This window comes from Bacteroides muris (ex Afrizal et al. 2022), assembly GCF_004793475.1.
GTDB lineage: Bacteria > Bacteroidota > Bacteroidia > Bacteroidales > Bacteroidaceae > Bacteroides > Bacteroides muris.
The window spans coordinates 158,188-171,688 of the sequence record NZ_SRYZ01000004.1 but is presented as its reverse complement, the minus strand read 5'-3'; the positions used below and the strand labels follow the sequence as shown (position 1 = coordinate 171,688).

General features: G+C 39.9%; 18 protein-coding genes. 3 read left to right on the top strand and 15 right to left on the bottom strand.

Annotation, left to right across the window (positions count from 1 at the left end; genetic code table 11):
* The 9 genes from E5355_RS03650 to E5355_RS03610 form a co-directional block, all read right to left on the bottom strand.
* On the bottom strand, positions 1–482 hold a 482-nt coding region (locus tag E5355_RS03650), incomplete at its 3' end, for a DUF4372 domain-containing protein (protein WP_136009214.1).
* A 100-nt stretch (positions 483–582) separates the two neighbouring features.
* Positions 583–1,026 carry a hypothetical protein gene (locus tag E5355_RS03645; RefSeq protein WP_246866883.1) on the bottom strand — a complete coding sequence of 148 codons (444 nt, stop codon included), beginning with the start codon at positions 1,024–1,026 and terminating at the stop codon, positions 583–585.
* Positions 1,027–1,037: 11 nt separating this feature from the next.
* Positions 1,038–2,093, bottom strand: coding sequence for a BF3164 family lipoprotein (locus E5355_RS03640; protein WP_016272325.1), 1,056 nt, complete (start codon positions 2,091–2,093; stop codon positions 1,038–1,040).
* Positions 2,094–2,171: 78 nt separating this feature from the next.
* Positions 2,172–2,420: an NVEALA domain-containing protein gene (locus E5355_RS03635; protein WP_035457540.1), complete on the bottom strand. Its 249-nt coding sequence runs from the start codon at positions 2,418–2,420 to the stop codon at positions 2,172–2,174.
* Positions 2,421–2,536: 116 nt separating this feature from the next.
* A complete protein-coding gene (locus E5355_RS03630) occupies positions 2,537–3,409 on the bottom strand; it encodes a DUF1573 domain-containing protein (protein WP_136009213.1) in 873 nt (290 codons plus the stop codon).
* A 42-nt stretch (positions 3,410–3,451) separates the two neighbouring features.
* On the bottom strand, positions 3,452–4,498 hold the full coding sequence (locus E5355_RS03625) for a BF3164 family lipoprotein (RefSeq protein WP_136009212.1): 1,047 nt from the start codon (positions 4,496–4,498) through the stop codon (positions 3,452–3,454).
* A gap of 67 nt (positions 4,499–4,565) precedes the next feature.
* A complete protein-coding gene (locus E5355_RS03620; protein ID WP_136009211.1) occupies positions 4,566–4,811 on the bottom strand; it encodes an NVEALA domain-containing protein in 246 nt (81 codons plus the stop codon).
* 353 nt (positions 4,812–5,164) lie between these two features.
* Positions 5,165–5,380: an NVEALA domain-containing protein gene (locus tag E5355_RS03615; protein WP_016272323.1), complete on the bottom strand. Its 216-nt coding sequence runs from the start codon at positions 5,378–5,380 to the stop codon at positions 5,165–5,167.
* A gap of 142 nt (positions 5,381–5,522) precedes the next feature.
* A complete protein-coding gene (locus tag E5355_RS03610; RefSeq protein WP_016272322.1) occupies positions 5,523–6,605 on the bottom strand; it encodes a winged helix-turn-helix domain-containing protein in 1,083 nt (360 codons plus the stop codon).
* Positions 6,606–7,092: 487 nt separating this feature from the next.
* Between E5355_RS03610 and E5355_RS03605 the strand changes: the two genes are divergently transcribed.
* Positions 7,093–8,235, top strand: coding sequence for an OmpA family protein (locus tag E5355_RS03605; RefSeq protein ID WP_016272321.1), 1,143 nt, complete (start codon positions 7,093–7,095; stop codon positions 8,233–8,235).
* Between the two features lie 126 nt (positions 8,236–8,361).
* Positions 8,362–9,585 (top strand): NAD(P)/FAD-dependent oxidoreductase, encoded by a 1,224-nt coding sequence (locus E5355_RS03600; RefSeq protein WP_136009209.1) that lies wholly within the window; start codon positions 8,362–8,364, stop codon positions 9,583–9,585.
* 124 nt (positions 9,586–9,709) lie between these two features.
* On the opposite strand, the gene E5355_RS03595 is transcribed toward E5355_RS03600, so the two are convergent.
* The 6 genes from E5355_RS03595 to E5355_RS03570 all read right to left on the bottom strand — a co-directional run bounded on the left by E5355_RS03595 (position 9,710) and on the right by E5355_RS03570 (position 12,392).
* On the bottom strand, positions 9,710–9,916 hold the full coding sequence (locus tag E5355_RS03595) for a hypothetical protein (protein ID WP_016272319.1): 207 nt from the start codon (positions 9,914–9,916) through the stop codon (positions 9,710–9,712).
* A gap of 53 nt (positions 9,917–9,969) precedes the next feature.
* Positions 9,970–10,260, bottom strand: a complete 291-nt coding sequence (locus E5355_RS03590) for a hypothetical protein (protein ID WP_016272318.1) — start codon at positions 10,258–10,260, stop codon at positions 9,970–9,972.
* A 250-nt stretch (positions 10,261–10,510) separates the two neighbouring features.
* Positions 10,511–11,443: a manganese catalase family protein gene (locus tag E5355_RS03585; protein WP_136009208.1), complete on the bottom strand. Its 933-nt coding sequence runs from the start codon at positions 11,441–11,443 to the stop codon at positions 10,511–10,513.
* Between the two features lie 31 nt (positions 11,444–11,474).
* Complete coding sequence (locus tag E5355_RS03580) at positions 11,475–11,771, bottom strand: hypothetical protein (protein WP_035457538.1); 297 nt, start codon at positions 11,769–11,771, stop codon at positions 11,475–11,477.
* A gap of 36 nt (positions 11,772–11,807) precedes the next feature.
* Positions 11,808–12,104 (bottom strand): YtxH domain-containing protein, encoded by a 297-nt coding sequence (locus E5355_RS03575; RefSeq protein ID WP_016272315.1) that lies wholly within the window; start codon positions 12,102–12,104, stop codon positions 11,808–11,810.
* Between the two features lie 30 nt (positions 12,105–12,134).
* A complete protein-coding gene (locus E5355_RS03570) occupies positions 12,135–12,392 on the bottom strand; it encodes a GlsB/YeaQ/YmgE family stress response membrane protein (protein ID WP_136009207.1) in 258 nt (85 codons plus the stop codon).
* A gap of 540 nt (positions 12,393–12,932) precedes the next feature.
* On the opposite strand from E5355_RS03570, the gene E5355_RS03565 reads away from it, so the two are divergent.
* Entirely contained in the window at positions 12,933–13,448 is a 516-nt protein-coding gene (locus E5355_RS03565) for an outer membrane protein (RefSeq protein ID WP_136009206.1), read from the top strand.
* Positions 13,449–13,501 lie beyond the last annotated feature (53 nt).

The following is a 13,501-nucleotide window of genomic DNA, read 5'->3' as shown; positions in this document are numbered from 1 at the left end:
ATCTGTGTTTCTACATCATACAATGTATGTACCTTGATACCACCTTTCTTCTTTCTGAACTTCGCCCACCAGAAAACTTCCAAACACAAGTCTATCGTGGTTGAATCGAAAGCGTATACATTGCCATCAAGTTTGAAGATGTCAATGCTACATTTCTTTCGCACCTCGCTTACAAGATAGAAAGCATATTCCTCAAATATGCGGTAGTCTCTATCCTGATTTGCTCGTGCAAGCGATGATTTCGATACATTCTTGCCCATACCCAAGTGGTAACATTTGGAGTGATGAGCTTCGAGCGCAACAATCAAATCGCGCAGGCTTTCTCGGTTGGAGAGTTGTCCGAACATCATTGCAAGGAACTGATTCCAACAAGTCAAGTGTTTGACGTAACGGTCTCCATTATATTTTGCAACAATACGGTTAAATTTACTTCTATCGAGGAATGCGACTAACTGAGCAAATACAAACTTGTCTTGAAACATATGCGGTCATAGTAAAACTACCGCAAAGATAAAATTTCAAGTCCGTTCGCTCGAAAAATCCATGTAACTAACTATATTTCAATAATTTCAAAGAACTTTTTCAGATTTTAATGGGACAGTAGTGATTCAATTTATTAAATGAATCATTTATATCAATCCATACAGGATGTTTAAAGGCATTAACTTTCAATATATTAATTATTTCTTGCACATTCTTAGGATGAAAGATAAAATTCAAATTAACTTTCTTTTTTGAGATAGAATCTACTTCTTGCATAAAGATATTCCATCTGTTAAGTTGCAATTTACAACTTGTACACCCAATAGAATCAACATAACTAACTATTGTATAAGAATATTCTTCCAAAAATGCATTATCTAATGTATCAACACCTTGTATAGTAAATATAGTTGAATTCGGATACAATAGTTCCTTACCAATCCATTGTTCTATAGCAGAAACGACTTGTCTTTTCTTCTCTAAATTACTACAACTCGATAATAACATGAAAGGCACAAATAGGATAAAAAGAAATCTCATCATACATCAATATATCAATATGAAAATGTAAGAATATGATAATCTGGAGAATTACTGATACCATATATTTTCCTCATTTTCTCATTTACAGTAAAAGCAAGTACTCCCTTGTCTAATTTAAATATTTTCCGTGGAGTTCCATCCCAGCCAAAAACAAATATTTGTTCTGCCAAAATATTATACCCGTCTTCATCCTCTGATTTTCCACTAAATAATACCCAGAATTCATCTCCTACATGGACTGGAGAAAAATAAGCATCTCTTGTTTCACCTTTTACCCGTGAACTGGAATTCACTTTTCCATCATTGAACTCTTCAAAATGAGATGCAAAATATCGAGGCCCATGAATTCTATTGAGCAAATTTCCCTCTCTGTCATAAATATCAATCAGGTCAGTCCAATTATAACAAACAGCAATCCGATCCTGTTGATTTGTCGTAAATGAAAAAGAATACACATTCTTTTTTTCCACATCTGTTATTTCCCAATTTGCCTCTGGATAACGTCCTATTGAATCTACTACCTCTCCTTCGCTATTAAACTCATAAAATAGAAATGATGTATTCCGAGAGACATCGCCTATAAGCCTATCCTTTAATAACCTTACCTCACCGGAAATCGGTTTTTGTAATGAAATAAATTTCGTATACTGAAGTTCACCTGATTTGAAAAAATCTTCCATACTATATTCTAAAACTGTAGATTTTATCAAATCAGATATCAAGATTTTAGAATCATCATTGCCCACAATACGAGGAAGCAACATTTCTCCCGGCCCTTGCCCAACTGATATATGTTCTGCTACTTTCTTTTCTGTATTCACATTGAATACAAGTATTCTTTTATCACTCCTCTTATTTATCGTAATCAACATGCTATCATAAGCACACAAATGCGTAGGTGCTAAAAACAAACTATCAAATCCGGCAATCGTTTCCGCTTTTAACTCTATTATTTCTTTAAAATCATCATAGTCAACAAGGGTAGCATCTGAATATATTTTTTCATTTTGCTTACAAGACATTAGTAATAATCCTAAAGACAAAAGGCATAAAAAAAATTTTTTCATAACATTATATCTTTTCATAATGGAAAAGAGGCATAAATACATTCAAATAATAAATTCATGCCTCTTCACCTTCAACTCTTATTTTCCACGAGAATTATCACAAGTTATTCCTTGTACTTCTCCTGCATACCTAATAATACAAGTACATCGATCATCAGGCGTACAATAAGTATCACAATCCGAAGATCCACCCTCACCACTCGCCAACGCTTCCACATTAGCCAGCATCAAATCCGACATTGTATCAACTTTCTGATTCGTATAAATACCATATCCTGCAATCGCAGCAAATGCAGCAACAAAAGCTACTCTCATTATTTTTTTCATAATTCTTACTTTTTAGTTTTAAGTATTGTAATTCTTATCTGTTTCCGTATCTATCCTTTCAACGGAAAAGCAAACATGTTGCTTGTTCAATTTAAATCGTTATCTTTCTTTTCATATCATTTCGCATCCCCGCTAATCTTCAATGTCAACGGAGAATTGTCCGTATTGCAGTACAAGGTGATTGTCTTGTCGAAGTGTTCGGGGCGTTCGGCCTTATAAACCACCTCCAGGGTGGTTGCACCGCCCGGCTGCAAAGGCTCTTTGGAATAAGCCACGGTGGTGCAACCGCAAGAGGTGGTGACGTCCTGTATAACCAAAGGCTTGTCGCCCGTATTCTTCAAGGTGAAAGCTGACTTTTGCTCCTCCTGCCAGTCGAAGCTCCCCATCGAAACAGAACTACGGTCTATACTCACTTTGGTAATTATATGCATGCTTTTATCTTCTTGTTCCATTTGTTTACCTTGGATAATATTTAGATAGAGTTCCTTCACTTGGGGATTATGGATGGGATTGCCGATAGCAAGAACTTTATTATTTTCATCTAATAGAAAAGTTTGGAAAGTCATATCTGAAGGGAAATGGTTCAATTGATTCAACCTGTTTTTATCATCAATGCAAACAGGATGAAAGAAATTCTCAAATCTCAATGTCTCCAAAAACTTTTTTCTCTTTTCAGGAGAGAAGAAAAATAAAAATTTCACAGAACCCATACTTTCACCATCCACTTCCTCCATCCATATTTTCCATTTACCCAATTGCAATTTACAACTTATACAACCTATAGAATCAACGTAAGTAAGAATTTTATATTTCCCCGATATTGAAAAATCTACAGTATCTTTACCTTTTACACTAAATATCAATTCATCAGGAAACTTAATTTCTTTTTGGCTCCATACTTGCAATAATTCTTTTATATTCTCTTTTTTATTTCCACAAGAAAACAGAAAAAGAGGAAGAAACATACATACTAAACATCTAAAATTCATGTCAACAAATCAGGTATAAATTCCAAATTCAGCCTAATCTTTTCAATATGAATACTCCACAATATGATTGTCCGGAGAATTACCGACACCATAGATTTTATGCTTTTTCTTATCTACACAAAATGTAAATATTGCATCGTCAAGAATATACACATTTTTCGGATTCCCATCCCATGAGAACGAAAACAACTTTTTACAACACGAATCATGCCCCTTTTCGTCCACATATCTTCCATTATACAGTACAAACAACTGGCTTCCGGCACTTCTCGGTGCAAAATAAGAATCTCTATTTTTACCTTTTACCGGATAAGACGTTACCCCATCTGCATCATGTTCCTCCTTGAAATAAGAGAAAAAATGTTCAGGTCCATGCATACTATTCTTTAAAACCCCGACAGAATCATATATTTCAATCAAATCTGTCATATAATAGCAGATGGCTACCCTGTCTGACCCATTAGTAGCAAATCCCATATAATACGCATCTGTCCTTTCCATATCAGAATAATCTATAGTTGAACGCGGGAAATCTACCATTTCACCAATCTTCTTCCCTTCCTTATCAAAAACATACAATTGACGCTCCTTAAAATAAGGATATCCTATAAATTTATCACCAAGAATCTGTGCCCCCGAATTTATGCTTTCTGCCAACTTTATTTTAGATATCGGTTGAGAATTTGCATTTTCTATAAAATCAATCAGGTCATAATTATAAATTGTAGAAGTCGCCATATCAATTATCTGTATACTTTCCCCATCATTATCTATAAATGAAGGCATCAGCATTTCATTCGGTCCTTGCCCTTTCGTCAAACGCCCACCAATTTTCTTTTTTGTATTCAGATTATATATATTACATAAACTTTCGCCTCCATATTCCAATGTTATCAGAATTGAATCATAAACCTGCAATCCGATTGGATTCATAATCAAATCATCAAATTCTAATGTTTTACCTTTCAACTCTATTTCAGCCTCAAAATCATTAAAATTAAAAGATTGAGCATCCAAGTATCTTTCTTTTTGTGAACAAGAAAATAATATGCTAGTTCCCAATAATAACAATAAAATTCTATCCTTCATATTTTTACATTTTTAAAAACAAGTATTGGCAAATAAATTGCCAATACTTATTCTTCTATCTATCTTATTATTTATTTTTTCTATATTGAGTACAAACAGACGTTACTCCTCCAAGGATTCTTGTACATTGCCAATTTGTGCAGGGGTAGCATACTTCTTCACATGAACCACCTGAACTCTCACCACTCGCCAACGCTTCCACATTAGCCAGCATCAAATCCGACATTGTATCAACTTTCTGATTCGTATAAATACCATATCCTGCAATCGCAGCAAATGCAGCAACAAAAGCTACTCTCATTATTTTTTTCATAATTCTTACTTTTTAGTTTTAAGTATTGTAATTCTTATCTGTTTCCGTATCTATCCTTTCAACGGAAAAGCAAACATGTTGCTTGTTCAATTTAAATCGTTATCTTTGCCGAAACCTCCTTTCCAGGGTGGGTTACGGAACGGGCGGTACGCAATGGGCCAACAAAACGTTAGCCGTCCGCTCCTCTTCATCCCTTTTTATATTTTCTTTTATTCATTGTATCTGATATTCTATAAGCGGCTCATCCTTCGAATATTTTCCACAGAAAGCATCTCATCGGATGCCTTGCCATGCAAATCGAGCACCACCGCTCTGTCTTCCCTGCACCCGGATGTGGAAAGGATGTCGCATAGTCAACGATATTGAACTAAATAGACTTTCACATGATCTATGGGACAATCCACAGAACCACTTCCAATACAATTTATAAGTTCCGCTTCTTCACCCGATGCCAAAGCCTCTATATTCTCAAGCATCAGACTGTCCAACTTTTCATGTTCAGCACCTAATTGAAAGGAAGCGACTACAGCCGCCGAAAACAAAACTGTAAATAGAATTTTCTTTTTCATTTTTTCCATGTTTATTGATTGAATGATAGAGCAAAGTTAATGGAAAAGAAAAACTCCATCCAAATTTTCAACCTGACAAAAACTGACAATCAAACAAAAAGTTGAAAATGTCAGATTTTGTCAGATTTTGTCAGAACACCATTCAGGCAGGATATTCCTTGATGGAACGATGGATTTTTAAGTGATAGACGAACTTTTCACCTTCAACCGTACAAATGGAAATCTTTGACAAATAATTACGCAATCTTTTTATATTCTGATACAATTTATCCTGAGTACCACTACCATCCGGCCACAATAAATGCAGAATTTCATCATTAGACAACGTATAATTTTCCGCATCCAGGAAACCTTGCAGCAATCGGGCAAGCAATGGCGCCAACTTTACGACATCATCTCCCTTCTTCAACAACCGGGAATCGGCATCAAAGTACACACCTTCTTCCAACCGATAAGTATGTGGACGGCTCTCGCGACCAACAACCACAGGAACTTCCTTTTCTATCACGATGTGCTTTTCCTTAACAAAAAGACGATAATAAACCCTATACACATACCCCCGCATAAAGAACAAGAGAATACAAGAAACAATCAAGGCAACCATCAAAGCCATCTCCTTCCAGGAAAGAACCGTCCACCAAGGATGATAAAGGTATCCGGTCACCCCAACCTCACATCTGCATCCTATATAATAAACGGACAGACTATCCGATTTGGACAGATAAGAAGAATCGGCAGAATAAGTATAAGACTCGCGTTCCTGCCAGTCTGACACGGAAATGCGTACGACCGTTGTTCCGGAAAATCCCATTGCAGCCAACCGATTCTTCCAAAACATATTCAACGAATCGGCATTCGGAGGAGATACATGCAGAAGATAAGAGCATATTCCTCTTAATTCAAAAGCCTGTTCTATATTCCGAGAGTATTTCTCATACGGAATCCAATAGTCTCTTTTGCCGTATTCGCTTTCTAACGACACTTTTATCGGTTTCTTCTCCATGCCAACGGAATCATCCGGCAACCGCACATTCCCCGACATACTGCGATGCACATCAATCTCCTTCCACTTCTGCAACCCCTCTTGCAAAGCCACGGGAAAAACACTACGCGCCTGCATCTGCCAAAACTTCAGCCGGTGTTTGTACAGAAAACAACCGGCGACCCCTGCCGCCACAATACCTATGAATGCGTACATCAATAGCAGTTTCCAATCTTTCTTCATCGTCGATTTATGTGCAATTCATTATAACAGACCGAAAAGAAAATCAAAAAAAGCGGAATAGAAAAACTTTTCAAGCAAAAATTAAGAAATTGTTTTGAAGAAATCCTTGTTGTTTTATGATTCATAGGTATTTGTTGTTTGACCTACCACCTCCCCCTACGGGGACTCCTCCTTCCAGAAGGAGAAGAATCCAAACAAATTTATCGAGTAAAATCAAAACAGTTTCTAAACAAGCAGCCGATACTTATCGTTTATATACATGAAGTGTTTTCAAACTTCAATGCAGTTCTTGGGAACCATTCAAATCATTAAATAGATGTTAAATTCATTTCAGTCGCTCGAACTATCTTTTTTGACGAACTGTTTTTTTAGATGACATCGAGCAACAAAGTTATTTATCACTTTGTGTACAATCACAACTACACAAATGACAATATACCGCGTGTGACATATATTTTATTGTATTACCATTAATTTATTTTTAATTATGAAAAAATCTATCTTTGTTTTAGCACTCAGCATGGGAACCCTTGCCATGCACGCGCAAAATGACCGTACAGCCCTTGAAGGCACACGCCCTGGCGATAACTGGTCTATTGAACTGAAAACCGGTGCCGTAACACCTCTTACCCACAGCGCTTTCTTTAAAAATGCCCGACCGGCCTTCGGATTCGGGATAGGCAAACAACTTACTCCCATCTTCGGCCTAGGCATTCAAGGCATGGGATATGTAAACACCTCGGCCAGCAAAACCGCTTTCGACGCCTCCGAAGTAAGCTTGCTCGGAAAAGTCAATCTGATGAATCTGTTTGGAGGATACACCGGAGAACCACGCGTCTTCGAAATCGAAACAGTGTCGGGCATCGGCTGGCTGCATTACTACCAGAATGGCCCTGGTGATACGAACTCCTGGTCCACACGCCTCGGCCTGAACCTGAACTTCAATCTGGGTGAAGAGAAAGCATGGACACTGGGCATCAAACCGGCCATCGTATATGACATGCAGGGAGACTTCAGCAGAGCCAAAAGCCGTTTCAACGCCAACAACGCCAGCTTCGAACTGACCGCCGGACTGACCTACCACTTCATGAGCAGCAACGGCAGACACCATTTTACCAATGCACGCCCCTATGACGCCATGGAAGTAGCCGAACTGAATGATGCAGTCAACGGCCTGCGGTCACAATTGAATGACAAGGACATGCAGCTGGACAATGCCATGCAGCAAGCAAGCAACCTGCAAAAAGAGCTGGCCGACTGCAGAAGCCAAGCCGCCAACGTGGAAACCGTGGTGAAGAACAACCGCATTCCGGAATCCATCGTTACCTTCAGACAAGGGAAGTCGGCAGTCGACGCCTCTCAGCTGCCTAACGTAGAGCGCGTGGCCACTTACATGAAGAAACATCCTGAAGCCAAAGTCATCATCAAAGGGTATGCTTCTCCCGAAGGCAACCTTGCCTTCAACGAGAAACTGGCGAAAGCACGTGCCGAAGCCGTGAAGAACATACTTGTAAGAAAATACAAGATCGATGACACCCGCATTGCCTCCGAAGGCCAGGGAATCGGCGACATGTTCTCCGAACCGGACTGGAACCGCGTCAGCATCTGTACCATCGAAGAAGGCAAATAACCTCCTTTTGCAAACGGATGCCCGATTCCGAACGAGATAAATGACTTTTCTTAATCCCCCTCATTTTCTTTCCGCTTTTAGCGATAGAAAGAAAGTGAGGGGGAAATTAATAAAACAGATTACATTATGGACTTACACTCAGGATTACCCTATTGGATTATCAGAAATTCCTTATTAGACTATTTCCACCCTTTGGAGGAGGATTTTTCAACAGATGTGGCCGTCATAGGTTCCGGCATAACAGGAGCCTTGATGGCACACGAATTGTGTCGTGCCGGAATAGAATGCTGCGTGATTGACAAGCGCAGCATCGCAACCGGAAGCTCCGCAGCCAGTACCGCTTTGCTACAATATGAAATAGACGTTCCACTTTGCCGGATGGCAGCAATGATTGGCGAAAAAAATGCTGTAACAGCTTACCGGGCATGCCTGCAATCCATCACTGATATTAAAAAAGTATTGGAAGAAACGGGTGTCAATGCCGGCTATGAGCAACTTCCCAGCCTTTTTTACGCCAGTAGCCCGGCAGACAACAAGCTACTGAAACAAGAATATGAGATACGGGAAAAGCATAAATTACCGGTCACTCTACTCAAGCAAAAAGAGGTCAGAGAACAATATCACGTGGAAGTATCCGGCAATGCCCTTGTAAACGAATCTTCCGCACAGATGGATGCCTACAGAGCCGCAACCGGACTGCTGGCTCACAATATGAAGGAAAACGGACTGAATGTCTTCACCCATACCGATATCAAGGAATACAAGGAAACGCCTGACGGCTGCATCATGACAACAGACAAAGGACATAAAATCAGATGCGGATATATAATCGTAGCCGCCGGATTTGAAGCCGGGCAATTTCTTCCGCAGGAAATCATGGAACTGACTTCTACCTATGCACTCATATCACATCCGGTAGCTCCGGAACACCTATGGCCGACACATTGCCTGATTTGGGAAACGGCCGACCCGTATCTATATATCCGCACCACCGACGGAAACCGGATTATCATAGGTGGCGAAGATGAAAAGTTCAGTGCTCCGCAGCGCCGTGATTCGCTACTCAGAAAGAAAACCCGTATCCTGGAGAAGAAATTCGGAAAACTGTTACCTGACATACCTTTCAAAACGGAAATGGCATGGTGCGGCACATTCAGCACTACCAAAGACGGATTGCCTTTCATCGGCAACTGGCCCGGCAAAGAGCGACTGTTCTTCGACCTGGGATATGGTGGAAACGGAATCACTTTCAGCATGATCGGAGCACAAATAATCTGCAATCAGCTGCAAGGCATCAAGGATGAACGCAGCCGGGTCTTCGGTTACGAAAGAATCGGGAAATACTGGTAAGGGCACACCTTAACGCCCATTCTCCCATACAAATATCCCAAAACAAAAACGAATCGGCCACTACTGCCAACCAACGCATTTTTGTTTTGGGATATTCCAGTCAACATAAACGGCTATACAGCCATCAATACCTTTCGAAGCCAACGCCCAGCCACTGTGGCATACGGGGTTTGCCGTAAAAGTAATAGAACAGCAGTCCCACCCAACTGGTGAGAAGCACCAGGACAATGGCTATCAGCTTTCTTTCTGCCGGCGCATGAATACGCCATATTTCGAGAGCTGCTCTGATAGTCAGTACCAATCCTACAATCCATATTACAAATCCAACCATAATATACTTATATACAAAAAATTACTACCGACATAACAATACATTCCAAAGAATCAGTCAAGCTTCTTCTCAACTTCCTTTTTCACGTCATTATATCCTTCCTTTATCTCCTTCTTGGCCTTTTCAGCACCTTGTCTGACATCTTTCTTCGTATCTTTCCAAGCGTCCTTTACAGCATCGGCGCCATCCTGAACTTTATCAGACACCTTGTCAGCTGCATTATTGACATCACTTTTAACTTTTTCTACTTGATATTCCACTTTTTTCTGCTCTTTCTTGTCACGACAAGACGTGAAAGACACTACCAGTGTCAATACCAAAATTGCAAACAATAACTTTTTCATACTCATCAAAATTTAATTATTTTAAGACTGTCCGGGAATGTAGTTCCCGGACAGTCTGTACAAACTTTAAGGTTTCAAACTCTTACTTCTTCTCTGCCTTTTTGCATGAAGTTGAAGACTTACACTCTTTGGCCTGAACACTCTTCTTCGTGTTCTTTACCTCTTCCTGTTTCTTTTCATTTTTCTTGTTCATAATTAAATGGTTTATGGTTAATAATCACAGCGGTTATAAACCGATGTTTCTTTCAATTCACTGATATTTGCACCAAGATGCCTTCTCCTCCGGAGTAGCCGACAGAACCTGCCCACTACGCTCTTTAGACAAATGTGCTTCTTTCTTGGCAATATTCTTTTCCGAACGGTCCGTGCCTTCCGGTTTTCTGTCCAGCAATCCGTTGGTACTCCTCACTTCTTCAAGCGGCTTTTCTATATATTGCCACTGCTCTTTCAGTTGCGTACTCTCGCCCTCATTCCAAGGTCCGCGGGCGTCTTCTCCTTTCGACAAATCGAAATACAGGTTGCTATATCTGGGGGAGGTTTGAAATACTCCCGGTGGGAAATTGGGCTGGATTGTTGCCAAAGCCGCCTCAAACTGCTGGTAGTGCGTCACCTCACGGGCCATAAGGAATCCGAGCGTTTCCTTTACCAAAGGATCGTCTGTCAGCTGAAGAAGGTTTTCGTAACCTATCTTAGCACGAGCCTCTCCTGCCATATTGGAACGCAAATCCACTGTAAGTTCGGCTGTAGCAGATACGTAGGTAGCACACCAGGGGTTTCCGTTACTATCTGTCAAAGCCGGACTGCCGGGAGCACCTACCAGGAACTGCGGGTTGGTGAATGCTTGATGAATTAACTCTTCTTTGGCTGATTTACCACTCATCATTGTATGAAGCGGCGTATCTTCAAGAGCATCCTTCATTTCTCCGTTTACCTTTCCCAGAAGCATCTGGATAGTGGCTCCCACAATTTCCAGATGGCCGAATTCTTCAGTAGCGATATCCATCAGCATGTCATACTTATCCGGAAATGGATTATGGCAACTGAAAGCCTGCACGAAATACTGCAAAGCAGATTTCAATTCTCCGTTCGCTCCACCGAATGCCTCGAGCATTACACGTGCAAAACGTGGATCGGGTCTTGATACCCGGGCATTGAACTGCAAATCTTTTACATGATAAAACATAATCTTTTCAATTTGGAGTTAAAATTTAGGTTCATTCGGGTGTGCTTTCCGCACACCCGCCGAGCTTGTACAACTCAAACTCATACTTCCTTATGTAAGGACAATCCGCATCACATAGCTTCTTCCGCTTCAGACTGCTTCCGATAGACGGCATGCATCTGTTGCCAAACAGCCTGCTGCAACATAGCCGATATGCTTCGAGGGCTTTCTTTTTTTCCTCGCTACATCCTTTGAGGTATGCTAACCGGGATATCCGATACAGTTTTTCATAACTTCTCTTCCTACCGTCAGCGTACAACTGATATTTCAGACTTTCTTCCCATTTCATAAGCGTATGAGTAGTCTACAAGTTACTTGTTCAGGTTCATTTCTTTACCTCGGAAGCCATTGTATGCACTTTGCCTTTAAATTCATCCGCTTTCCCGGCAAATTCGGAAGCTTTGTCAGCCACCTTGTCCACTACGGCTTTTCCGGTATCCGCCACTTTTTCCCCGGCTTCATCCAGCATGTCCTCTGCCTGACCGGTTATCTTATGAAAGGCGTCACATACTTTTTCCTTCAACTTCTTGGCTTTCGAAGTGCGTGAGAAACGATAAGCAAGAGCACCGATGACCGAACCTACTCCCAGGCCGATCCATAAACTAGAATTTCTATTTTCCATAATTAAGTTGGTTTTAAATGGTTAAAACAATTAAATTTCAATTCTTTTTCTGTTATTAAACAACGAAACAATCCACAGCAATACAACAGCTCCTACAGTTGAAGTTATCAAGCTACCCAGCAGGCCCGTCGTTGCTATTCCCAGCAAACCGAACACCCACCCGCCTAAAACGCCACCAACGACGCCCACTAACAGATTGACAAGGAGACCGAAACCACCGCCTCGCATTAGTTTACCGGCAATGAATCCGGCAACAATTCCAATAATAATGTACCACAGAAAATACATAGGCTGATTTTTTTAAGTTACACATTCAATTTTGAGATTTACATGTAAATATGAATAGATATATCATTCCTTGACTTCAAATAGAAAGAAAAAACCTTCAGTCCTTCATATTGCTATCATTTTACCTGTCTGCAGTTACTTGAAAACAAACATGCTATTGCTCCAATAACAGAACTGATTATTAATCTGACGCGCAAATCAAAACTTAGACTTTTCATGACTATCGATTTTAATAACAAACAAACTTAACATCTTATATTTATTAAGCAACTATTCTTAAATCAGTTGGATGTAACCGATTTTATCCTTCGTTATGTACTGAAGAAACACAGCATTCAAAAAAATAGTTCGAGACATAAACATGAAATTAACATCATTTTCTTGCTTTATAAAAAAATGAAAAAGAAATCATACTTCATATCGACATTTTTCATATATGTAATAATATACAGCAAACAAATGCAGGCAGCATTTGTTGTTTACATAAAAAGAGAACTGTTCTCTTTAAAAGAAACATTTTATTAACTAAATGCCTTAATTATGAAAAAATTATTTTTACTGGCCATGATTGCATTGGCATCAATGGGTATGAAGGCCCAGACAGTGAAAGGTGAAAGCTCTTTGATGGGCAATGTCGGTTATCAAACCAACTACGAAAGGTTTGGTCTGGGAGTACAAGGACGCTATGCAATAGCGAATAATCTTCGGATTGCTCCGGATGTGACGTTCTACTTTCCTAAAGACAAAGTTACCGGACTGGATGTAAGCGTGAATTTCCATTATGTCTTCAACTTCAAAGAAGACGGCCAAGGATTTTCGGTCTATCCTCTTGCAGGTATCGGTATGCAGAACAACTTTTATGGCAAAAAGAGTATTGAAATAGACGGGAAGGAAATGGAAATGGACCGGAGCAATTCTACTAAATTCGCTTTCAACTTGGGAGGAGGCATCACATTACCCATCTCCGAACGCAGTTATCTGAATGCAGAAGCCAGGTTTATGTTTGCCAAAGATGACAATGTGGCAATCATGTTGGGATATGGATACAAATTCTAAAAAGCCTGCACGCTGATAATCTAATTGTTCTTCAAACAATAAACACCTTTATC

Coding starts and splice junctions, on each gene's coding strand:
- E5355_RS03615 (WP_016272323.1), bottom strand. CDS start 5,380: ATGAAAAAGAAAATTCTATTTACAGTTTTGTTTTCGGCGGCTGTAGTC.
- E5355_RS03600 (WP_136009209.1), top strand. CDS start 8,362: ATGGACTTACACTCAGGATTACCCTATTGGATTATCAGAAATTCCTTA.
- E5355_RS03610 (WP_016272322.1), bottom strand. CDS start 6,605: ATGAAGAAAGATTGGAAACTGCTATTGATGTACGCATTCATAGGTATT.
- E5355_RS03645 (WP_246866883.1), bottom strand. CDS start 1,026: ATGATGAGATTTCTTTTTATCCTATTTGTGCCTTTCATGTTATTATCG.
- E5355_RS03595 (WP_016272319.1), bottom strand. CDS start 9,916: ATGGTTGGATTTGTAATATGGATTGTAGGATTGGTACTGACTATCAGA.
- E5355_RS03580 (WP_035457538.1), bottom strand. CDS start 11,771: ATGAAATGGGAAGAAAGTCTGAAATATCAGTTGTACGCTGACGGTAGG.
- E5355_RS03635 (WP_035457540.1), bottom strand. CDS start 2,420: ATGAAAAAAATAATGAGAGTAGCTTTTGTTGCTGCATTTGCTGCGATT.
- E5355_RS03630 (WP_136009213.1), bottom strand. CDS start 3,409: ATGAATTTTAGATGTTTAGTATGTATGTTTCTTCCTCTTTTTCTGTTT.
- E5355_RS03640 (WP_016272325.1), bottom strand. CDS start 2,093: ATGAAAAAATTTTTTTTATGCCTTTTGTCTTTAGGATTATTACTAATG.
- E5355_RS03585 (WP_136009208.1), bottom strand. CDS start 11,443: ATGTTTTATCATGTAAAAGATTTGCAGTTCAATGCCCGGGTATCAAGA.
- E5355_RS03625 (WP_136009212.1), bottom strand. CDS start 4,498: ATGAAGGATAGAATTTTATTGTTATTATTGGGAACTAGCATATTATTT.
- E5355_RS03605 (WP_016272321.1), top strand. CDS start 7,093: ATGAAAAAATCTATCTTTGTTTTAGCACTCAGCATGGGAACCCTTGCC.
- E5355_RS03620 (WP_136009211.1), bottom strand. CDS start 4,811: ATGAAAAAAATAATGAGAGTAGCTTTTGTTGCTGCATTTGCTGCGATT.
- E5355_RS03590 (WP_016272318.1), bottom strand. CDS start 10,260: ATGAAAAAGTTATTGTTTGCAATTTTGGTATTGACACTGGTAGTGTCT.
- E5355_RS03575 (WP_016272315.1), bottom strand. CDS start 12,104: ATGGAAAATAGAAATTCTAGTTTATGGATCGGCCTGGGAGTAGGTTCG.
- E5355_RS03565 (WP_136009206.1), top strand. CDS start 12,933: ATGAAAAAATTATTTTTACTGGCCATGATTGCATTGGCATCAATGGGT.
- E5355_RS03570 (WP_136009207.1), bottom strand. CDS start 12,392: ATGTATTTTCTGTGGTACATTATTATTGGAATTGTTGCCGGATTCATT.